This is a genomic window from Pseudomonas sp. GYB4201 (assembly GCF_056312595.1).
Map to the genome: position 1 here is coordinate 1 of NZ_JBWGIG010000021.1, position 20,376 is coordinate 20,376.

17 protein-coding genes are annotated in these 20,376 nt (G+C 63.6%); 7 read left to right on the forward strand and 10 right to left on the reverse strand.

From position 1 onward, the window contains the following. Positions 1-119: 119 nt before the first annotated feature. From AC0Z2B_RS19630 to AC0Z2B_RS19650, 5 genes are all read right to left on the reverse strand, one after another. A complete protein-coding gene (locus AC0Z2B_RS19630) occupies positions 120-3,869 on the reverse strand; it encodes a sulfite reductase subunit alpha (protein WP_476298849.1) in 3,750 nt (1,249 codons plus the stop codon). A 308-nt stretch (positions 3,870-4,177) separates the two neighbouring features. Then, a complete protein-coding gene (locus AC0Z2B_RS19635) occupies positions 4,178-4,555 on the reverse strand; it encodes a hypothetical protein (RefSeq protein ID WP_476298851.1) in 378 nt (125 codons plus the stop codon). A 13-nt stretch (positions 4,556-4,568) separates the two neighbouring features. Further along, positions 4,569-4,964: a hypothetical protein gene (locus AC0Z2B_RS19640; protein ID WP_476298853.1), complete on the reverse strand. Its 396-nt coding sequence runs from the start codon at positions 4,962-4,964 to the stop codon at positions 4,569-4,571. Then, on the reverse strand, positions 4,954-6,132 hold the full coding sequence (locus tag AC0Z2B_RS19645) for a hypothetical protein (protein WP_476298855.1): 1,179 nt from the start codon (positions 6,130-6,132) through the stop codon (positions 4,954-4,956). Before AC0Z2B_RS19645 ends, AC0Z2B_RS19640 begins: the two co-directional genes overlap by 11 nt. A 226-nt stretch (positions 6,133-6,358) precedes the next feature. Then, on the reverse strand, positions 6,359-6,745 hold the full coding sequence (locus AC0Z2B_RS19650; protein WP_476298857.1) for a hypothetical protein: 387 nt from the start codon (positions 6,743-6,745) through the stop codon (positions 6,359-6,361). A 584-nt stretch (positions 6,746-7,329) separates the two neighbouring features. On the opposite strand from AC0Z2B_RS19650, the gene AC0Z2B_RS19655 reads away from it, so the two are divergent. Both AC0Z2B_RS19655 and AC0Z2B_RS19660 read left to right on the forward strand, forming a co-directional pair. Next, positions 7,330-9,135, forward strand: a complete 1,806-nt coding sequence (locus AC0Z2B_RS19655; protein WP_476298859.1) for a di-heme-cytochrome C peroxidase — start codon at positions 7,330-7,332, stop codon at positions 9,133-9,135. Continuing rightward, positions 9,132-10,307 carry a catalase family protein gene (locus AC0Z2B_RS19660; protein ID WP_476298861.1) on the forward strand — a complete coding sequence of 392 codons (1,176 nt, stop codon included), beginning with the start codon at positions 9,132-9,134 and terminating at the stop codon, positions 10,305-10,307. The genes AC0Z2B_RS19655 and AC0Z2B_RS19660 overlap by 4 nt, the downstream gene beginning before the upstream one ends. Positions 10,308-10,570: 263 nt before the next feature. Here the strand turns inward: AC0Z2B_RS19660 and AC0Z2B_RS19665 are convergent, their stop codons facing one another. Then, positions 10,571-10,825: a DUF3077 domain-containing protein gene (locus AC0Z2B_RS19665; RefSeq protein WP_473005651.1), complete on the reverse strand. Its 255-nt coding sequence runs from the start codon at positions 10,823-10,825 to the stop codon at positions 10,571-10,573. 537 nt (positions 10,826-11,362) lie between these two features. Between AC0Z2B_RS19665 and AC0Z2B_RS19670 the strand changes: the two genes are divergently transcribed. Then, entirely contained in the window at positions 11,363-11,515 is a 153-nt protein-coding gene (locus tag AC0Z2B_RS19670) for a DUF3309 family protein (protein ID WP_249676383.1), read from the forward strand. 63 nt (positions 11,516-11,578) lie between these two features. On the opposite strand, the gene AC0Z2B_RS19675 is transcribed toward AC0Z2B_RS19670, so the two are convergent. The 3 genes from AC0Z2B_RS19675 to AC0Z2B_RS19685 all read right to left on the reverse strand — a co-directional run bounded on the left by AC0Z2B_RS19675 (position 11,579) and on the right by AC0Z2B_RS19685 (position 14,726). Then, positions 11,579-13,237, reverse strand: coding sequence for a cation acetate symporter (locus AC0Z2B_RS19675; protein ID WP_416422963.1), 1,659 nt, complete (start codon positions 13,235-13,237; stop codon positions 11,579-11,581). Beyond that, a complete protein-coding gene (locus tag AC0Z2B_RS19680; RefSeq protein ID WP_416422962.1) occupies positions 13,234-13,545 on the reverse strand; it encodes a DUF485 domain-containing protein in 312 nt (103 codons plus the stop codon). The genes AC0Z2B_RS19675 and AC0Z2B_RS19680 overlap by 4 nt, the downstream gene beginning before the upstream one ends. Positions 13,546-13,868: 323 nt before the next feature. Beyond that, positions 13,869-14,726 carry a glycine betaine ABC transporter substrate-binding protein gene (locus tag AC0Z2B_RS19685; RefSeq protein WP_416422961.1) on the reverse strand — a complete coding sequence of 286 codons (858 nt, stop codon included), beginning with the start codon at positions 14,724-14,726 and terminating at the stop codon, positions 13,869-13,871. A gap of 271 nt (positions 14,727-14,997) precedes the next feature. On the opposite strand from AC0Z2B_RS19685, the gene AC0Z2B_RS19690 reads away from it, so the two are divergent. Next, on the forward strand, positions 14,998-16,548 hold the full coding sequence (locus AC0Z2B_RS19690; RefSeq protein WP_476298863.1) for a glycoside hydrolase family 17 protein: 1,551 nt from the start codon (positions 14,998-15,000) through the stop codon (positions 16,546-16,548). 86 nt (positions 16,549-16,634) lie between these two features. Here the strand turns inward: AC0Z2B_RS19690 and AC0Z2B_RS19695 are convergent, their stop codons facing one another. Next, positions 16,635-16,991 (reverse strand): hypothetical protein, encoded by a 357-nt coding sequence (locus tag AC0Z2B_RS19695; protein WP_416422959.1) that lies wholly within the window; start codon positions 16,989-16,991, stop codon positions 16,635-16,637. A gap of 213 nt (positions 16,992-17,204) precedes the next feature. On the opposite strand from AC0Z2B_RS19695, the gene AC0Z2B_RS19700 reads away from it, so the two are divergent. From AC0Z2B_RS19700 to AC0Z2B_RS19710, 3 genes are all read left to right on the forward strand, one after another. Beyond that, positions 17,205-18,503: a serine/threonine protein kinase gene (locus AC0Z2B_RS19700; protein WP_416422958.1), complete on the forward strand. Its 1,299-nt coding sequence runs from the start codon at positions 17,205-17,207 to the stop codon at positions 18,501-18,503. After that, positions 18,496-19,272 carry an MlaA family lipoprotein gene (locus AC0Z2B_RS19705; protein ID WP_473005647.1) on the forward strand — a complete coding sequence of 259 codons (777 nt, stop codon included), beginning with the start codon at positions 18,496-18,498 and terminating at the stop codon, positions 19,270-19,272. Before AC0Z2B_RS19700 ends, AC0Z2B_RS19705 begins: the two co-directional genes overlap by 8 nt. Before the next feature lie 226 nt (positions 19,273-19,498). After that, on the forward strand, positions 19,499-20,353 hold the full coding sequence (locus AC0Z2B_RS19710; protein WP_476298866.1) for a pirin family protein: 855 nt from the start codon (positions 19,499-19,501) through the stop codon (positions 20,351-20,353). Positions 20,354-20,376: the final 23 nt, after the last annotated feature.

Sequence of the window (20,376 nt, forward strand, 5' to 3'; positions counted from 1 at the left end):
CCAGGCTGCGCTGGCCCTTGCGTACACTCACAAAATCCTGGTTGCAATACCGGCCAGCGCAGCCTGGCGGCAGCGGCTACGGGGCCAGGTTGGTGCGAAAACCTGCGCCGTGCCTTGTTTCAGTACACATCGCGCAGGTAGCGCTTGGCCTTGCTCATCTGCGCCACATAAGCCTCGGCGTCCACGCCGCCATGCTCGGCGATCACCGCCTTCAGCGCCGCGTCGACGTCCTTGGCCATGCGGCTGGCGTCGCCGCACACGTAGAAGTGCGCGCCCTGCTGCAGCCACGCCCACAACTGCGCGCCCTGCTCCAGCATGCGCTGCTGCACATAGACCTTCTGCGCCTGGTCGCGGGAAAAAGCCGTGTCCAGGCGTTGCAGGTGGCCCTGCTGCAACCAGCGCTCCAGCTCGTCGCGGTAGTAGAAATCAGTGGCCTGGCGCTGCTCGCCGAACAGCAGCCAATTGGGGCCGCTGGCGCCACTGGCCTGGCGCTCCTGCAAGAAGGCGCGGAACGGCGCGACGCCGGTGCCGGGGCCGACCATGATCATCGGCGCGGCGGGGTCGGCGGGCACTTTGAAGTGCTTGGACGGCTGCACGAAAATCGACACCAGGCCGTTGCTGGCGCGGTCGGCGAGGAACGCCGAGCACACGCCGCTGCGTGCGCGGTCGTTGTGGCGGTAGCGCACGGTGGACACGGTGAGGTGCACCTCGTTGGGGGTGGCCTGGGCGCTGGAGCTGATGGAGTACAGCCGTGGTTGCAGCGGTTTGAGCAGGCCCAGCAATTCATGGATGCTGACTTCGGTGGGGAATTCGTCCAGCAGGTCGAGCAGCTGTCGGCCCCATAGCCACTGGTTCAAGCCTTCCTTGTTGTCCGCCACCAGCAACTCGGCCAGCCGCGCGCTGCCGCTGCGCTCGGCCACCAGCGCCAACCAGGCGGGGGTGATACGGGTGATTTCGTAATGCTTGTGCAGCGCCTGGGCCAGGGCCATCTCGCCCTGCTCGGGCACCTGCACGTGCTGGCTGCTGTCCAGGCCCAGGGCGGCGAGCAGTTCCTCCACCAGGGTCAGGCAGTTGGTGGGCCACACGCCCAGGGCATCGCCGGCCTGGTAGTGCAGGCCGGTGTCGCTCAGGTCGAAGACGATCTGCCGAGTTTCCTTTTCCGCACCTGCTGCGTTGAGCAGGCGGTTGTGCTTGATGCGCACCTGGCAGGGGCGCTGGCGGCTGTAGCCGCTGTAGTCCCTGGCCACCGCAGGCCGGGCTGGGGCAGTGCCCGTCAGCGCCAGGTTGATCTGGCCCAGCCACTGCTCGGCGACCTCCTGGTAGTCGGGCTCGCAGTCCACCCGCGGCACCAGCGTGGTGGCGCCCAAATGTTGCAGGCGGGCGTCGAGCTTGCGGCCGAAGCCGCAAAACTGCTCGTAGCTGCTGTCGCCCAAGGCCAGGACCGAATAGCGCACCCCGGCCAGTTGCTCGGCGCCCCCCTCCTGCAACGCTGCCCATAGCCCACTGCCGTTGTCCGGCGCCTCACCGTCGCCAAAGGTGCTGGTGATCAACAGCACGCTGCGCGCCTGGCGCAATTGCGGCAGGCTGACTTCATCCATGCAGTTGACCTGCACCTGCAGCCCCGCACCCCGCAACTGCTCACCGCAGAGGCTGGCCAAGGCCTCGGCGTTGCCGGTCTGGGAGGCCCACAGCACCCACTGCTCGGGCACCGCCGCGTCAGGCTGGCAAGCGCCGGCTTCGACCGTGGGTATCAAGGCACCGCTGACTCGGCTCAGGGCCACGGCGCTGAACTTGAACTCCGGCTGCCACGACACCGGGTCGATGGCGTCGCTGGTCATGGCGTTGACCGCCAGGTCGTCGCCGTACAGGTCGTTCCAGTGGAACGGCGCGAACAGGTTGCCCGGCAGCACCCGGTCGCTGAGCCGCGCCGGCAGCACCGCGTGGCCGCGGCGGGTTTGCAGGCGCACCTGGTCGCGCTCGGCGATGCCCAGGCGCGCGGCGTCCTCAGGGTGCACTTCCACGAACGGCCCGGGGTTGAGCTTGTTGAGACTGGCAACCTTGCCGGTCTTGGTCAGGGTGTGCCATTGGTGCTGCACGCGGCCGGTGTTGAGCACCAGCGGGAAGTCATCGTCGGGCAGTTCGGCGGGGGCCATATGCGGCCGGGCGAAGAACCGCGCGCGGCCGTCGTCGCTGGGAAAGCGCAGGCCGTCGGGTGTGAGGTAGCGCACCGGGTTGCGGTCGTCGCCGCGGCCAGGCTCGCACGGCCATTGCAGCGGCGTCTGGCGCAGGCGCGGGTAATCGGCGCCGCGCACGTCGTAACCGGTGTCGGGGTTGTAGAAGCCCTTGATCTCTTCGAAAACGGCTTCGGCGCTGGGGTAACTGAACGCGGCCTCAAAGCCCATTTCGCAGGCCACGCGGGCGATGATCTGCCAGTCCGGCAAGGTCTCGCCGGGCGCGTCCACGGCCTTTTGCATCAGCGTGAGATTGCGCTCGGAATTGATCATCACGCCTTCGGCCTCGGCCCACAGGGCGCCGGGTAGCAGGATGTCGGCGTAGCGGTTGGTTTCGGTGTCGAGGAAGGCGTCCTGGGTGATCACCAGTTCGGCGGCTTGCAGCGCGTCGATCACCCGCTGGCGGTTGGGCACGCTGGCCACCGGGTTGGTGCAGATAATCCAGCAGGCCTTGATGGCGCCGTCGCGCATCTGTTCAAACATATCAATGGTACCGGCGCCGGTGTCGCTGCGCAGGGTGCCGGGCGGTAAATGCCACTGTTGCTCGACGAAGGCGCGGTCGCGGTCCACCAGCAGCGAGCGCTGCCCCGGCAAGCCCGGGCCCATGTAGCCCATCTCGCGGCCGCCCATGGCATTGGGCTGGCCGGTCAGCGAGAACGGCCCGCTGCCGGGGCGGCAAATGGCGCCGGTGGCCAGGTGCAGGTTGCACAGGGCGTTGGTGTTCCAGGTGCCGTGGGTGCTCTGGTTCAAGCCCATGGTCCAGCAACTCATCCAGTTGGGTGCCTCACCGATCCAGTCGGCGGCCTTGCGGATATCCGCTTCGGCAAGGCCAGTGAGCTGCGCGACGGTAGCCGGGGTGTAGTCGGCGAGAAATTCGGGCAGTGCCTCCCAGCCCTGGGTGTGACGGGCGACGAAGGCCTGGTCGACCTTGCCGTTGTGCAGCAGCAGGTGCAGCAAGCCGTTGAGCAGCGCCAGGTCGGTACCCGGGCGGATCTGCAGGAACAGGTCGGCCTTGTCCGCCGTGGCGCTGCGCCGCGGGTCCACCACGATCAGCCGGGCGCCCGCCTTGACCCGGTCCAGCAGGCGCAAAAACAGGATGGGATGACAGTCGGCCATGTTCGCGCCGCTGACGAAAAACAGGTCGGCCTGGTCGAAATCCTGATAGGAGCCCGGCGGCCCGTCGGCGCCCAGCGACTGCTTGTAGCCGCTGCTGGCGCTGGCCATGCACAGCCGCGAGTTGGACTCGATGTGGCGGGTGCGAATGAACCCCTTGGCCAGCTTGTTGGCCAGGTACTGCGCTTCCAGCGACATCTGCCCGCTGACATAGAAGGCCACGGCGTCCGGCCCATGGGCGTCGATCAGCGCGCGCAGGCGCCGGGCGGTGGCGCTGATGGCCTGGGCCATGGGCGTGCGCGCCGGGTCGCGGGCCCGCTCGCTACGCACGTAGGCGTGCTCCATGCGGCCGCTGTCGGCCAGCGGCTGGTGGCAGCTGCTGCCCTTGGTGCACAGCCGGCCAAAATTGGTGGGGTGGGCCTTGTCGCCGGCCACCTTGGTCACGCGGTTATCGGTGACGCTCATGATGATGCCGCAGCCAACACCGCAATAGGGGCACACACTGCGAACCGTGGTACTGCTCATGGGCCTGCCTCGACCTGGAAAAACAAAAAGGCGCCGGCTGCCCCGCGCTCTACTGAGCGGGGGCAACACGGCGCCTTTGTCGTGATGGGTGCAGTCGACGTTGACTGCGGATACGTGAGTATTTGCAAAGGACGCGCCAGCTTGGCGCAGGGCCCTGTTTGCGGGGTGGGATGTGCAGGGCGGCCTTCAGTGACGCACTACCTTGCAGCACACGCACCAAAACAGGCTGCGCTGGGCCTGTGCCTCACCGGAGATTTCCGGAGTGCACGCAGGCCAGCGCAGCCTGACGGCTGCGGCTTAGCAGTGGATTAATCGACCAGTAAAAATCCGCCTATGAGCCACATGAACGAAATCGCCGAGAGAAAAAACTTCACCTTCGCCAGACGCATCAACCGACTTGGGAAATTGGCGATGTCGTCAGCGCTTAGCTCTCCCGATCGGATGACCAAACCGGAAAGCGTCACCATCCCGGATATTTTCGAGACCAGCATCATTCGCCCCAGCAGCCCGCCGGAGTCAACGGTCCCTGCCCGCATGGCGATGTGGGGGCTGCGGCTCAATGCTTCGATCATGGATGTTAGGTGATACCGGCTCAGGTATAGGCCCAATAGTAGATTACCCAAGGCCAACGGCAGTACAGGGCCGTAGGCGATTAGGGTCAGTACGGGAGCATTGGAAATATCCACTTATAGCATCGCCTTACAGTTTTCTACCCATGTCCAAAACAAAGTAAGCGGCGGCAAACCAGACGATAATCAAGTAAGTCATCAGGCTTTTGATGAGGAACAACCGTCTGAGATGCGGTGGGAACTGCTTGATATCCAGAGGATCAAGAACACCGGCACGAATCCCTGGCCCAGACCAACCAAGCGCCCCCCAGATTTTTGCGATCAAGACCATCCGACCGAACCAGCCTTGCCCCAGAAGCACCGGAGCGCCTACGCTGAATTGGCGAGAGTTCCTTAGCGCCTCAAGCATCTGGCCCAAGTATCGACGGCTTAAGTAAAAGCTGTATCCCGTACTCACAAAGCACATGAGAATTGGACCGCCCGCAAAAACGAGCGTCAGCCAAAACTTGACCGAGTCATAGCCCATTCTGCTGCCCTCCTTCGAAAATCAGATCACCAACGTACTCTCCCCCTACCCCGCCATAATTCGTACCAACCCAAGCCCCCGCGCCTACCAGCGTGGCAACACATACAACACCACCGACACCCGTGGTAACGCCTAGCGCCAGGCAAATGGGGCCGGATACCTTCAGCCCCACATCTGCGCCTAAAAGCCCTCCCCCTGCCGAGCCGATAAACTTCCCTCCTTCGACGTACTTTATCTTCCGGCAAGCAACTGACTGCCCTTGCGCGCTGCATACCTCCTGGATAGCCAACAAGCCAGACAGGCCGCCGATCCCGATGCCTATGTACCCGCCAACATTCATGTACTTGGCGGCTCGGCTGATCGCATTTACATGCGTTGCGTACCCAGGAATTTGTGCGGGGGCTCCGGCCTTGTTCCAACTATGCACCAGACTGCGGCTCGAAATGCCTAACGCTGTCTTCAATTTGGGATTGTCACCAAAGGTGGTAAAGGATCGTAACTTGGTTGAATTCAGCATGTGCGCATCCAACTGTGCCAACAGTTGCCTGCGCCGAAGCAGGAACTCGGCAGACTTCAAATCACGATGCTGCCCATACGCTTGCTGATGAAGCACCTCAATGCTCTTCAACGTATCGCGCACACTCACCAAATGCTTCTCCATTATCGCCGCACTCACCCCCAACCACGTCGAGCCCTCGCCGATAAAGCTGCCGATTTCCGCGCGATGGCGCACCATGAAATTCGCCTCGTCAGGCGTGAGTGGCCCTAGGGCAATTTTGACCCGTTCGGCGGCCTGCATCATCTGGGCTTCAGCGAAGGTGCAGGAGGTGTTGGTGGGATCGCTCAGCACGATCAGGCTGCCGGCTTTGATGATGCTAGGCAGCGCTGGATTGAGCGCACTGAACTTCGGCATTGCCCCTGGAGGCAAGTCATCGAACAGGTCTCGGTAAAGCCGCCCAATGGGCATACTTTCAGGAACGATATAGAAACCTGGGTCAGCGGGGGATAACTGCGGGGGCCGAAGCATTTCGCGTGCAGGCAAAGTAGGTGGCTGCACAGAGGCGGCAGCCGCCATCCGGTTTGGCATCGCAGGTTGAGGAACACGTGGCATCGGGCTGCGCTCCCCGCGAGAATCTGTACGCAGATTGGTTTTGTTATTTTCAGTCACTGACGATTCCTTTTGGCAGGCACGCAGCCTAGCAATCCAGGAAATCAGGGCAATAAACGCTTTGTCAGGAAATGTTGCGTTCTGCGAGTAGTTTGCAGCACACGCACCAAAAATGTATCCGCATGCAGCTCTGGGCCTATACCTGGCTGGAGGTTCTAAGCGGCACACGGGCCAGCGCAGCCTGGCGGCAGCGGCAACGCGGATTGGGCATCAGATGAAAATGGCTTTATTGAGCAAGCTTCGCCACCAAGGTGGCGGTAATCGCCCACAGGATGATCACGCACGTCAGCACATCCTTGATTCGAAAAAACCTCCTGAGACCGGGAGGGAAATTCTGAATATCCGCAGGGTCAAGCACACCAGCACGAATGCCCGGCCTCGGCCATGAAATGGCGCCCCACACGGTTGCCAACAGCATCATTCGGCTGGACCAGCCTTGCTTGAGCAGCGCCGGGGCTAGGAGCGAAAACTGACTCGACCGCCCCAAGGCATGCACCATCGCATCCAAGTGACGACGGCTTAGGTAAAAACTGAACCCAAGGCTGACGAAACACAGCAGTATCGGCCCGGCGTAAAGCGCCAGGGCCCACCAGGTGGAAGAAAAGTCACTCATTAGCGCAAGGCTTTCTCATAGACAACATCTCCCAAGTTTTCACCAATGATGGCGCCGATTGTAGTACCGGCCCACGCGACCATTCCCACCACTGATGCAACACGCACTACCCTCCGGTGCCGGTTTATACCCCCAAGGTCAGACATCGCGGCGCCGCAGCCTTCAACCTTGCCTCTGCACCACCACGTTATGCGGCGGGCAGAGCCAAATTGAGCACCTTGGACTTCGCTGTCTACGCCTGCGCCATTTCGTCCAACAATGGTTCAGTACAGGCGTGCAATGGGCATGCTTTTGGGGAGGAAATAGAAGCCTGGGTCGAGCAAGGGCGACGCTGGCTGGCCAGCGCTCTCGTCCTTGGCAGTGTTGTAGCGGGTCACTGACGATTCCTTTTGGCAGGCCCGCAGCCTAGCAATCCAGGAAATCAGGGCAATAAACGCTTTGTCAGGAAATGTTGCGATACCAGCGCCGATGCCGCAGAAAATTTTGGTGTTAAAAAAGCTACACAATGTAGGGGAATAGCCACTTGCCACTGTATATATAATCAGGCATAAAAGGGGACTGTTTCCCTGATATGGATATCTGCCGTGCGTTTCGTCTCCCGCGCCCTGCTGGTGCTATTGTTTGGCCTTTTCGTCGTGTTGGCGGTGGTGCTGTACTACACCGCGCGCCCCAACCTGCCCCGCTACGAGCCGGCGCAGACCCTGCGCTACCTGGACCAGTGGAGCGCCGCCGACCGCCAGCTGTACTACTTCACGCCCCAGGGCACCCAGGTCAAGGGCCTGCATTACGACTGGTTCACCAACCTGGAATTGCCGTTCTCCCAGGACCGCTTCGCCGCCCCCGAGTACCTGGCGCGATTCGGCTTCCTCACCGAGCCGCACCAGCAGGCCAGCGCCGCCAACCCCGGCAACCTGCCGGTAGGCTTCGCCCGCCACCGCAACGACGGTGACAACGCCGAGTACCTGGACATCACCTGCGCCGCCTGCCACACCGGCGAGCTGCGCCTGAACGGCCAGGCCGTGCGCATCGACGGCGGCACCGCCCAGCACGTGCTGCCTTCCAGCGTACCGACGCTCAAGGGCGGCAGTTTTGGCCAGGCGCTGGTGTCGAGCCTGGCGGCCACCTACTACATCCCGTGGAAGTGGAGCCGCTTCGCCCACCGCGTGCTCGGCGAGCGCTATGACAGCGACCGCGACCTGCTGCGCAAGCAGTTCAAGGCCTCGCTGGACACCTTCGCCCACACCGCCTGGAACGACTGGCACCGCAACCTCTACCCCACCCAGGAAGGCCCCGGCCGCACCGACGCCTTCGGGCGCATCGCCAACGCCACCTTCGGCGACGCCATCTCGCCCACCAACTACCGGGTGGCCAACGCCCCGGTGGACTACCCGCAGCTGTGGGACATCTGGACCTTCGACTGGGTGCAGTGGACCGGCTCGGCGCAGCAGCCCATGGCCCGCAACGTCGGTGAATCCCTGGGCGTGGGCGCCACCCTGAAGTTCTTCGACGAGCACGGCCAGCCGCTGACCGGCGACGACCGCTACGCCTCCAGCGTGCGGGTCAAGGACCTGTACAGCATCGAAACCGCACTGCAGCACCTCAAGGCGCCAGCCTGGCCCGAAGACATCCTCGGCAAGGTCGACCTGCAGAAGGCTGCAGCGGGCCACGTCTTGTTCACCGACAACTGCGCGGGTTGCCATGTGCCGCCCACTGACAAGAGCAGCGGGCGCCCGGTGCGCCAGATGGTACTGGTACCCACAGAAACCATCGGCACGGACCCCACCGCCGCCAACAATATCGCCACCTACCGCTACGACGTCAGCAGCCTGAAGTGGACACCCGAAGACCTGAAGGGCCTGAACGTGACCCTACAACCCGACCCCGGCCCGCTGGACCTGACCAAGGTTTCGGTGGCCCAGGGCCTGGCGTACGTCACCGCGTTCGTGGAGCGGCACGCCTACAAGGCCGCCGGCATCAGTGAAGCCGACCAGGCCCGCTACAACGGCTTCGGCCTGCCGATCGGCGTGCTGGAAGTGCTGGCCTATAAAGCCCGCCCCCTGGCCGGCGTATGGGCCACCCCACCGTTCCTGCACAACGGCTCGGTGCCCAGCGTGTACCAGTTGCTGTCGCCCCAGGATGAACGCCAGCGCACCTTCTACCGTGGCAGCCTGGAATATGACCCGGCCAACCTGGGCTACCACACCGTGCGCTTCGACGGCGCCTTCCTGTACGACACCGCCATCACCGGCAACCACAACAGCGGCCACGAATTCCGCGACGGCCCGCGCGGGCGTGGCGTGATCGGCCGCTACCTGGCCCCGGAAGAACGCCGCGCACTGATCGAATACCTGAAAGTTCTGGGCGGCCCGCTCGAGGAAAAATTGCCATGATGTTCAGCGACTCGTCCCGCCTGCCGGGCTTCTTCGGCCGCCTGTGGCTGCGCCTGGGCCGCGGCCTGTTCAAACTGGCGCTGTGGTTGCTGGTGCTTGGCGCCCTGGGCCTTGCCATCGGCTACGGCTACTACGCGTGGAAATTCTCCGGCCCCGTGCCGGCCGAGGAACAGGTGCCGCCCGGCGAGGCGGCCATGACCCAGGACATCATCCAGACCGCCATTCGCATCGTCGACCAGCACCGCGAGCCCACGCGCTACCTGCGTGACGCCCACGCCAAAGCCCACGGTTGCGTGACCGCCGAAGTCAGCGTGCCGCAGAACCTGCCGGCCGACCTGCGCCAGGGCGTGTTCGCCCAGCCGGGCAAGGTCTGGCAGGCCTGGATGCGCCTGTCCAACGGCAACGCCTACCCGCAGTTCGACCAGCTGCAGGACGCCCGCGGCATGGCCATCAAGCTGCTCGACGTACCCGGCCAGCAACTGATGGCCGACCAGGCAGGCAAGCACGAGCAGGACTTCGTGATGTTCAACCACGCCAACTTCTTCGTCAGCGACGTGGCCGAATACCGGCAGAACATCGGCGCCCAGGCCGACGGCAAGCAGGTGCTGGCCTTCTTCCCCAGCTGGGACCCGCGCAGCTGGCAGCTGCGCCACCTGCTGATCGCCAAGGCCACCCTGGCCGACGCGCCCGCCAGCCCTACCCTGGCCACCTACTATTCGGTGTCGCCGTACAAGTTCGGCAGCGCCAACGCCAAATTCCGCGTGGTGCCCGACCCTGGCAGCTGCCCGCCCTACACCGTGGCGAAGCAGAACCAGGACCTGCCCAACTTCCTGCGCACCGCCCTGCACCAGCAGCTGACCACCGACCAGCAGCCGGCGTGCTTCATGCTGCAGATCCAGCGCCAGGATGCGCGCAAGTACATGCCCATCGAGGACACCAGCGTGCAGTGGAAGGAAAGCGATGCGCCGTTCCAGACCGTGGCCATGATCCGCGTGCCACCCCAGGACTTCGACACCCCGGCGCAGAACCTGATGTGCGACAACCTCTCGTTCAACCCCTGGCACGGCATCGAGGCCCACCGCCCCATCGGCGGCATCAACCGCCTGCGCAAGGCCGTGTACGAAGCCGTCAGCGACTACCGCCACGCACGCAATGCGGCGCTGAACCCGTAGCAGCTGCCGCCAGGCGGCGTCCGCGGTGAACCTGAAACTACGCGGCGCCTGTGACGCGGCCTGGTGGCCGCTGCTACGGGGCGGTGTGCGTAGGATTTCGCGTAGCCGCTGCCGCCAGGCTGCGCTGGCCCCTGAGTGCACTGGAGATCTCCAGCGAGGTTGAAGGCCACCTCAGCAATCGCCGCGAAGACCGTGGTTGCTACGGGTATCAGGTTTTGCGCACGGTATCAGCGGTCATGATGCCGTGCGGGAACGGTGATATTTCAGACGCAGGCGTCTACCAGCGCCTTGGCCTTGGTGAGCAGCGGCAGCACCGCGCGGGCGAAGGCCTTGTCGTGGGTGGCGTCGCTGTCGGCGATTTCGTAGGCGGTGGCGTGGGCGTAGCCCAGCAACAGGGAAACCTGGGCCAGGGCGTCTTCGCTGGGGATGCCGGGGTTCACGGCGAACATGGGTTGGCCCGTGCTGTCGGTGGGGCCGAAGGGGGTGAGTTGGGTGACGGTTGGGATGTCGGAAGTCATGAACAAGTCTCGTATTGGTTAGGTAAGCCAACCACCGCTTGCACGCGATGGGTGGCAGCTGCACGCAGGTGTGCAAGACCAGGAACGAGTAAACCCGGCAGGACCGAAGCCCTCCCGCGCACAGCTACCATAATCGTCGAGGCGTACGGATACGCCGGCTCGAATCTTACAATAGCCGCACTCGTTTGACCCAGGCTTGCACGCCTGCTCGCTGTGTTTGCAGCGAGGCCCGGAGACTAGCCCCCCTGCCCCCGAGGCTCAAGTCAGACGTTTCCGAAACTGTTTCCGCGCTTGTAGGACGCACCCCGGCCCGTAGCAGCTGCCGAAGGCTGCGTCCGGGGCACTGCGGGGCTGGGGACGCAGCCTTCGGCAGCTGCTACGGGGGGTGTTGTTTTTGGGGGTGGGGGAAGTTCGACAAACGGCGGGCAAAATATTTTCGGACTTTTTTACGAACCCCAGAGTCGGACTTAATAAGCCGTCACGCTTTTTCCTGACGCTAAAAGCCTGCACCCCAAAAGTCGAATAAAGGATAACGCCATGGGCACCATACTTATCATCATCCTCATCCTGCTGTTGGTCGGTGGTCTTCCTGTGTTCCCGCACTCCAGAAGCTGGGGCTACGGGCCGTCCGGTATTATCGGCGTGGTGCTGGTAGTGCTGTTGATATTGGTATTGCTCGGCAGGATATAACCGGTAAAAAGCCATACAAAAAAGGCAGCCCGAGGGCTGCCTTTTCATTACGCGCTTTATAACTTAGTGGGCCACTGCCCCGCTGGCGCCCAGGCCGGTTTGCGAACGCACGAACTGTGGCATGAACAACGCCCGTTCATCATCGGCCGCCTTGGACTTGTCGGTGATGGAGAAGAACCAGATACCCACGAAGGCAATGATCATCGAGAACAGCGCCGGGTATTCGTAGGGGTAGATGGGTTTCGCGTGGCCGAGAATCTGCACCCAAATGGTCGGGCCCAGGATCATCAGGCCCACGGCACTGATCAGCCCCAGCCAGCCGCCGATCATGGCACCACGGGTGGTCAGGCGTTTCCAGTACATGGAAAGGAACAGCACCGGGAAGTTGCAGCTGGCGGCGATGGAGAACGCCAGGCCCACCATGAACGCAATGTTCTGGTTCTCGAACAGGATGCCCAGGCCGATGGCCAGGATCCCCAGGGCGATGGTGGTGATTTTCGAGACGCGAATCTCTTCTTTCTCGTTGGCTTTGCCCTTCTTGATCACGCTGGCGAACAGGTCATGGGACACCGCCGAGGCACCGGCCAGGGTCAGCCCGGCGACCACCGCCAGGATGGTGGCGAAGGCCACGGCCGAGATGAAGCCCAGGAAGATGCTGCCGCCCACGGCATCGGCCAGGTGCACCGCTGCCATGTTGTTGCCGCCGAGCAGCGCGCCAGCCGCGTCCTTGAACGCCGGGTTGGTGCTGACCAGCAGGATGGCACCAAAGCCGATGATGAAGGTGAGGATGTAGAAGTAGCCGATGAAGCCGGTGGCGTACAGCACGCTTTTACGCGCTTCCTTGGCGTCGGACACGGTGAAGAAACGCATCAGGATATGCGGCAGGCCAGCGGTGCCGAACATCAGCGCCAGGCCCAGGGAGAACGCCGAGATCGGATCTTTCACCAGGCCGCCGGGGCTCATGATGGCCTCGCCCTTGGGGTGAACCTTGATGGCTTCGGAGAACAGCGTGTTGAAGTCGAAGTTGACGTGCTTCATCACCATCAGCGCCATGAAGGTGGCACCCGACAGCAACAGCACGGCCTTGATGATCTGCACCCAGGTGGTGGCCAGCATGCCGCCGAACAGCACGTACAGGCACATCAGGATGCCTACCAGCACCACGGCCACGTGGTAGTCCAGGCCGAACAGCAGCTGGATCAGCTTGCCGGCGCCGACCATCTGCGCGATCAGGTAGAACGCCACCACCACCAGCGAACCGCAGGCCGACAGGGTACGGATCTCGGTCTGCTTGAGGCGGTAGGAAGCCACGTCGGCAAAGGTGTATTTGCCCAGGTTGCGCAAGCGCTCGGCGATCAGGAACAGGATGATCGGCCAGCCCACCAGGAAGCCGATGGAGTAGATCAGGCCGTCGTAGCCAGAGGTGAACACCAGGGCCGAAATACCCAGGAAAGACGCCGCCGACATGTAGTCACCGGCAATGGCCAGGCCGTTCTGGAAACCGGTGATGCGCCCGCCCGCCGCGTAATAGTCGGCCGCGGACTTGTTGCGTTTGGAAGCCCAGTAGGTGATGCACAGGGTGGCGCCCACGAACACCACGAACATGACAATGGCCGAGACGTTGAGTGGCTGTTTCTGCACCGCGCCGGTAATGGCATCGGCGGCGAACAGCGCCGGGGCGAACCCAAGAAGGCCGAGGCTGGCCAATAATCGCTTGATCATTGTTGCGCCTCCTTGAGAATTTCCTTGTTCAGGTCATCGAACTCGCCGTTGGCACGGCGTACGTAGATGCCCGTCAATATGAATGCACTGAGAATCAACCCGACACCAATGGGAATACCCCAGGTGATGGACGATTCGGGGGTCAGTTTGGCGCCCAATATATGGGGACCGTAGGCGATCAGTAGAATGAACGCCGCATAAAGCCCAAGCATGATCGCCGAGAGTATCCAGGCGAATCGTTCCCTTTTTTGCACCAGCTCCTTGAAGCGCGGGCTGTTTTGTATCGATAGGTAAATGCTGTCGTTCATTGTTTTTATCCTCGCAGCACAGATGGGGTGACGCTGTTCCACTTTAGGCTGCTGTGAAAGCGGCTCCAGACGACCTTAGTATTAGATCGACATTACCGCTTTGCCAGTCGACATAGTTGCTTAGCTTACTTATGACAATAATAAAACCTGTAGCCGCTGCCGCGAGGCTGCGCTGGCCCGCATTAACAACCGGATATTTATAGCGTACAAGGGGGCCAGCGCAGCCTGCGGCAGCGGCTACGGGATTTGCGCAAACAATAAAAAACCGCCGAGGCAGTTAAACCCCGACGGTTCTGGAAGTTGCGGTATAGAGCGGTTGCGGGTTATTTAGCCGTCCACTCCGCCACGCGGTCAGGGTGCTTGGCCACCCAGTCCTTGGCCGCGGCTTCAGGCTTGGCGCCTTCCTGCACGGCCAGCATCACCTCGCCAATCTCGTCCTTGGAGTTCCAGTGGAATTTCTTCAGGAAGGTAGCCACTTCCGGCGCCTTGGTGTCCAGTTCCTTGCTACCGATGCTGTTCACGGTTTCAGCCGCGCCGTACACGCCTTTCGGGTCGTCGAGGAAGCGCAGTTTCCACTTGGCGAACATCCAGTGCGGCACCCAGCCGGTCACGGCGATGGATTCATGCTTGTCGTAGGCGCGGCCCAGTTCGGCGGTCATGGCGGCGCCGGAGCTGGCCTGCAGTTTGTAGCCGGTCAGGTCGTAGTCCTTGATGGCCTGGTCGGTCTTGAGCATCACGCCGGAACCGGCGTCGATGCCGACGATCTTGTCCTTGAAGGTCTTGTCGGTCTTCAGGTCGGCGATGGACTTGGCGGCCACGTACTCGGGCACGATCAGGCCGATCTTGGCGTCCTTGAAGTTGGGGCCGTAGTCGACCACCTTGTCCTTGTTCTTGGCCCAGTACTCACCGTGGGTAACCGGCAGCCAGGCCGACAGCATGGCGTCGAGCTTGCCGGTGGCCACGCCCTGCCACATGATGCCGGTGGCCACGGGCATCAGTTTCACGTCGTAGCCCAGCTTCTGCTTGATCACTTCCGAGGCCACGAAGGTGGTGGCGACGCTGTCGGACCAGCCATCGACATAGCCGATGCTCAACGTTGGCTTGGTCTCGGCGCTGGCCAGGGTGGAACTTGCAGCAAGTACCAGAGCGGTGGCCGCTCCCAGGATTTTCTTCATCTTCATCCAGACTTCCCCAAAAGGCTGCGCTCGACGGCGGTCGAGCATCGTTGGCGTGCACGGCGCTGGCAAATCGCCTTGTAGTGCCCAGTGATCATCAACCTCGCGGGCCGAGCATCCTGCTCTGGCTGCGACCTTGAGGCAGCGAGAAACGACATCACCTTGCCATTAGCGCCACCGACCAACGGTCGTCTGCCCGAACTTTGCATGGTGAATGCATAAGCGCCGGGCAAATACAGGTAACATGCGCGGCTTTGTTGCCTGACGAAAATAGCCAATGCCCGCCACATCCCGCTCCACCCTGTTGCCGTACCTGTTTGCCTGTGTGCTCGGTCTGCTTGCCCTCGCCGGTTTCTGGTACGGGCTGGGCAAGCCGGTGGTGCTGCCCGACGCGGCCAGCGCCACGCATAAACTGCAGTGCGCCTCGTACACGCCGTTCGACAAGGACCAGTCGCCGTTCGACCAGCCGTTCAAGCTGCGCCCCGAGCGCATGGACGCCGACCTTGCGCTGCTGGCCACCCGTTTCGAGTGCATCCGCACCTACTCCATGACGGGCCTTGAGAGCATCCCCGCCCTTGCCCGCAAGCACGGCCTGAAGGTGATGATCGGTGCCTGGGTGAACGGCAACCCGGTGGACACCCAGAAGGAAATCAAGGCGCTGATCACCGCCGCCAACGCCAACCCCGACGTGGTGACGGCGGTGATCGTCGGCAACGAAACCCTGCTGCGCAAGGAAGTCACCGGCAAGCAGTTGGCCACGCTGATTCGCCAGGTGAAGAGCCAGGTCAAGCAGCCGGTCACCTACGCTGACGTCTGGGACTTCTGGCTGCAGTACCCGGAAGTGGCGCCGGAGGTGGACTTCCTCACCATCCACCTGCTGCCCTACTGGGAAGACAACCCCAGCGGCATCGACAAGGCCCTGGCCCATGTGGCCCAGGTGCATGACGAGTTCGCCAAGCGCTTCGCGCCCAAGGACATTCTGATTGGCGAGACCGGCTGGCCCAGCGAAGGCCGCCAGCGCGAGACCGCCCTGCCCAGCCGCGTCAACGAGGCGCGCTTTATTCGCGGCGTGGTGGCCATGGCCGAACAGCGCGGCTGGCACTACAACTTGATCGAGGCCTTCGACCAGCCGTGGAAGCGCGCCAGCGAAGGCGCCGTGGGCGGCTACTGGGGCCTGTTCGACGCCGACCGCCAGGACAAGGGCGTGCTGCAGGGCCCGGTCACCAACGTGCCGTTCTGGCCGCAGTGGCTGGGCGCCGGCGTGCTGCTGTGGCTGGCCACCCTGGCCTTCGCCGGGCGGATGAACAACCGCCGCAGCGCCCTGCTGCTGCCGCTGCTGGCGGCCGTGGGGGCCAGCAGCCTGGGCGCCTGGGGCGAGCTGGTGCGCATCAACGCGCGCTTCGCCGAAGAATGGGTGTGGGCAGTGCTGCTGGTGGGCTTGAACCTGATCGTGCTGGCCCATGGCGTGCTGGCCCAGGCGCAGCGCAGTGGCTGGCGCGAGCGCCTGTTCGCCTGGCTGGACCGCCGTGGCGGCTGGTGGCTGGGGGCCGCAGGCTTCGCGGCAGCAGTGATGATGCTGGCGCTGGTGTTCGACGCCCGCTACCGCAGCTTCCCGAGTGCGGCGCTGGTGTTGCCGGCGCTGGTGTACCTGCTGCGCCCGGTGCGAGTGCGCAGGCCCGAGGCGCTGCTGCTGACGGCGATCGTGGCCGTGGGCATTCCGGTGCAGCTGGCCATCGAAGGCCTGCAGAACCAGCAGGCCTGGTGGTGGGCGATTGTCAGCGGCCTGATGGTGTGGGCGCTGGCGCGCAGCCTGCGCACCTCGCGGTAACCGCGCGGGCCTCATCGCGCCCAAGGGCGGCTCCTACACCGATCCGCGTAGGGGCCGGCCTTGGCCGCGATGCAGGCGACGCCAAATCAGCGTCTTACCAAGCGCAGGCCGGCGATCACCACGGCGAACACCGCCAGGCTGGCGCTGTACAGCACCAGCCCGGGAATGCCGATGACCAGCGCCAGCACCGCAAGCCACCAACCCAGGCAGCGCGGCACCAGGAAGCCAACCACGGCGGCCGCCAGCGCCGCCATGGAAATCATCCGGAAGTGAATCAGGTAGCCCAGCCCCGAGCGCAGCTGGCATTCCCAGCGGCTGGCCTCGTCGCTGCACAGCCCCACCCAGCGGGCATCCTCCATCAACCCGTAACGCACGCCATAGCTGGCAGCCAGGCTCAGGGCAACCAGGACGAAAAGCACGATCAGCGACGTACGGCGGGACATGACACACTCCGGAAAGGAAAAACGGCGCCAAGAATAACCACCCCGCCCTGTTATGCAAGGCGAAAACAGCCAATGTAGCTATTGTGTCTGTTGGTGTATCACGCCCGTACAATATTTAGCGTGTCAAAAGCAGTCATACTGGGCAACTTGCCACCAACGCGGTGGTCAGAGCCTGCGTACTTCACTTAGCTTTCGCCTTTTAGGGACACCGTCATGCTTCGAATACTGCACTTCGCTGCCTTGCTGGGCGGCCTCATTCTGAGTGCGTCCGCGCTAGCCAAGGATGTCGACGTCGCCACCTACGGCTACCCGTTGACCAACCCGTTCGAAGCCACGATTGCCTCGACGCCGCCGGACCTGCGCCCCAAGTTGCCCGCCGATGATGACATCAAGCAGGCCGACCACACGCTGAACCTGCGCCCGGACCGCGACTTCACCCTGCCGGACAACTTCTGGGCGGTGAAGAAACTGCGCTACCGCCTGGCCTACCAGGACCACGCCGCGCCGCTGATCTTCATCATCGCCGGCACCGGCGCGCCGTACACCAGTAGCCTCACCGAGTACCTGAAGAAGCTGTACTACCAGGCCGGCTACCACGTGGTGCAGCTGTCGTCGCCCACCAGCTACGACTTCATGAGCGCCGCCTCGCGCTTCGCCACGCCCGGGGTCACCAAGGAAGACGCCGAAGACCTGTACCGGGTGATGCAAGCCGTGCGCGCGCAGAACCCCAAGCTGCCGGTCACCGACTTCTACCTGACCGGCTACAGCCTGGGCGCGCTGGACGCCGCCTTCGTCAGCAAGCTGGACGAGACCCGCCGCAGCTTCAACTTCAAGAAGGTGCTGCTGCTCAACCCGCCGGTGAACCTGTACACCTCCATCAGCAACCTCGACAAGCTGGTGCAGGCGCAGGTGAAGGGCATCAACAACACCACCACCTTCTATGAAGTGGTACTGCAGAAGCTCACCCGCTACTTCCAGCAGAAGGGCTACATCGACCTCAACGATGCCCTGCTGTATGACATCCAGCAGTCCAAGCAGCACCTGTCCAACGAACAGATGGCCATGCTGATCGGCACCTCGTTCCGCTTCTCGGCGGCCGACATTGCCTTCACCTCGGACCTGATCAACCGCCGCGGGCTGATTACCCCGCCCAAGTTCCCGATCACCGAGGGCACCAGCCTGACGCCGTTCCTCAAGCGCGCGCTGCAGTGTGACTTCGACTGCTACCTGACCGACCAGGTCATCCCCATGTGGCGCGCCCGCACCGACGGTGGCAGCCTGCTGCAGCTGGTGGACGAGGTGAGCCTGTACGCCCTCAAGGACTACCTGCACGACAGCCCGAAAATCGCCGTGATGCACAACGCCGACGACATCATCCTCGGCCCGGGCGACCTGGGTTTCCTGCGCAAGACGTTCGGCGACCGCCTGACCGTTTACCCCCACGGTGGCCATTGCGGCAACCTCAATTACCGCGTCAACGCCGACGCCATGCTGGAGTTCTTCCGTGGCTAAGACCTTCCTCCTGGCCGCCGCACTGCTGTGTGCCGGCATGGCCCACGCCGACGAGCAACCGACCCACGCCGACGCCGATGGCTTCACCGAGCCGCTCAAGCAGCTCAAGTTCAACCCCGGCCTGGACCAGCGCGAGTTCGAGCGTTCGAGCCTGACCGCGCTGAACGTCTACGACCCGGTGGAGAACTGGAACCGCCGCGTCTACCACTTCAACTACCGCTTCGACGAGTGGGTGTTCCTGCCGGTGGTCAACGGCTACCGCTACATCACCCCCGGCTTCCTGCGCAGCGGCGTGAGCAACTTCTTCAGCAACCTGGGCGACGTGCCGAACCTGGTCAACAGCCTGCTGCAGCTCAAGGGCAAGCGCTCGCTGCAGATCACCGGCCGCCTGCTGCTCAACACCACCATCGGCGTGGCCGGCCTGTGGGACCCGGCGACGAAGATGGGCCTGCCGCACCAGACCGAGGACTTCGGCCAGACCCTGGGCTTCTACGGCGTGCCGGCCGGGCCGTACCTGGTGCTGCCGGTGTTCGGGCCGTCGAACCTGCGTGACACCACGGGCCTGCTGTTCGACTACGGCGCCGAGTCGCAGATCAACTTCCTCAACGTGTCCCAGGAAAGCAGCCGCCACCCGGAAATCTGGGCGTTGCGCGCGGTGGACAAGCGCTACACCACCAGCTTCCGCTATGGCTCGCTGGACACCCCGTTCGAGTACGAGAAGGTGCGCTACATCTACACCGAATCGCGCAAGCTGCAGATCGCCGAGTAATAGCGCGGCGCTTCGGACGCGGCCTGGCGGCCGCTGCTACAAAACCCGTAGCAGCGGCCGCCACGGGCCCCCCCCACAACCACCCCCCGCCGCCCCGCCCCCCAGGCCGCGTCGCCTTCACAAAGCATCAATCCCATCGATAGTTGATAGCCAAAATAGTCGCTATTCGTTCGATATTTCCCGCGCAACAATAGAGCCATTCCCACCCTCCTACAGGAGTTGTGCAATGACTCAATTTCGCAAGATCATCGGTATCCAGGCCGGCCAGGCCACTTCCGACGGCGCTGGCGTCAGCCTGACACGCGTTATCGGCGGCCCCGGCATCGAACGCTTCGACCCCTTCCTGATGCTCGACGAGTTCGGCTCCGACAACCCCGACGAATACATCGCCGGCTTCCCGCCGCACCCGCACCGTGGCTTCGAAACCATCACCTACATGCTCGAAGGGCGCATGCGCCACGAAGACCACCTGGGCAACGTCGGCCTGCTGCAAGGCGGTGGCGTGCAATGGATGACCGCTGCCCGCGGCATCATCCACAGCGAGATGCCCGAGCAGGAGGAAGGCGTGATGCGCGGCTTCCAGCTGTGGCTCAACCTGCCTGGCAAGGACAAGCTCGGCACCCCCGGCTACCGCGACATCCAGCCCGAGGACATTCCGCGCCTGACCACCCCGGACGGCATCGACGTGGTGGCCATCGCCGGCACCTTCGACGACGGCCAGGTGCAGCAACTGGGCGCCGTGCAGCGGCCGCACACCGAACCGCACCTGTTCGACCTGCGCCTGCCAGCCGGCGCCAGCATCAGCCCGCGCCTGCCCGAGGGGCACCGGGTGATGCTGTACGTGTACGAAGGCGCGGTGCAACTGCCCGGCCATGCCGGCAGCGTGGCGGCCAGCCGCCTGGTGCGCTTGAGTGACAGTGGCGAGCTGCGCATCGACAGCGCCGAGGGCGCACGGGTACTGGTACTCGCCGGCAAGCCGCTGAACGAACCGGTGGTGCAATACGGCCCGTTCGTGATGAACAGCCGCGAAGAGATCGAACAGGCCCTGCGCGACTTCCGCGACGACCGCCTGACGGCCTGACCCCACCACCCCCCGTAGCAGCG

What these genes read in the sequence shown, in the direction of transcription:
- AC0Z2B_RS19630 (WP_476298849.1), bottom strand. Translation starts at nt 3,869, where the DNA reads ATGAGCAGTACCACGGTTCGCAGTGTGTGCCCCTATTGCGGTGTTGGC.
- AC0Z2B_RS19640 (WP_476298853.1), bottom strand. Translation starts at nt 4,964, where the DNA reads ATGGGCTATGACTCGGTCAAGTTTTGGCTGACGCTCGTTTTTGCGGGC.
- AC0Z2B_RS19650 (WP_476298857.1), bottom strand. Translation starts at nt 6,745, where the DNA reads ATGAGTGACTTTTCTTCCACCTGGTGGGCCCTGGCGCTTTACGCCGGG.
- AC0Z2B_RS19660 (WP_476298861.1), top strand. Translation starts at nt 9,132, where the DNA reads ATGATGTTCAGCGACTCGTCCCGCCTGCCGGGCTTCTTCGGCCGCCTG.
- AC0Z2B_RS19665 (WP_473005651.1), bottom strand. Translation starts at nt 10,825, where the DNA reads ATGACTTCCGACATCCCAACCGTCACCCAACTCACCCCCTTCGGCCCC.
- AC0Z2B_RS19670 (WP_249676383.1), top strand. Translation starts at nt 11,363, where the DNA reads ATGGGCACCATACTTATCATCATCCTCATCCTGCTGTTGGTCGGTGGT.
- AC0Z2B_RS19675 (WP_416422963.1), bottom strand. Translation starts at nt 13,237, where the DNA reads ATGATCAAGCGATTATTGGCCAGCCTCGGCCTTCTTGGGTTCGCCCCG.
- AC0Z2B_RS19680 (WP_416422962.1), bottom strand. Translation starts at nt 13,545, where the DNA reads ATGAACGACAGCATTTACCTATCGATACAAAACAGCCCGCGCTTCAAG.
- AC0Z2B_RS19685 (WP_416422961.1), bottom strand. Translation starts at nt 14,726, where the DNA reads ATGAAGATGAAGAAAATCCTGGGAGCGGCCACCGCTCTGGTACTTGCT.
- AC0Z2B_RS19690 (WP_476298863.1), top strand. Translation starts at nt 14,998, where the DNA reads ATGCCCGCCACATCCCGCTCCACCCTGTTGCCGTACCTGTTTGCCTGT.
- AC0Z2B_RS19695 (WP_416422959.1), bottom strand. Translation starts at nt 16,991, where the DNA reads ATGTCCCGCCGTACGTCGCTGATCGTGCTTTTCGTCCTGGTTGCCCTG.
- AC0Z2B_RS19700 (WP_416422958.1), top strand. Translation starts at nt 17,205, where the DNA reads ATGCTTCGAATACTGCACTTCGCTGCCTTGCTGGGCGGCCTCATTCTG.
- AC0Z2B_RS19710 (WP_476298866.1), top strand. Translation starts at nt 19,499, where the DNA reads ATGACTCAATTTCGCAAGATCATCGGTATCCAGGCCGGCCAGGCCACT.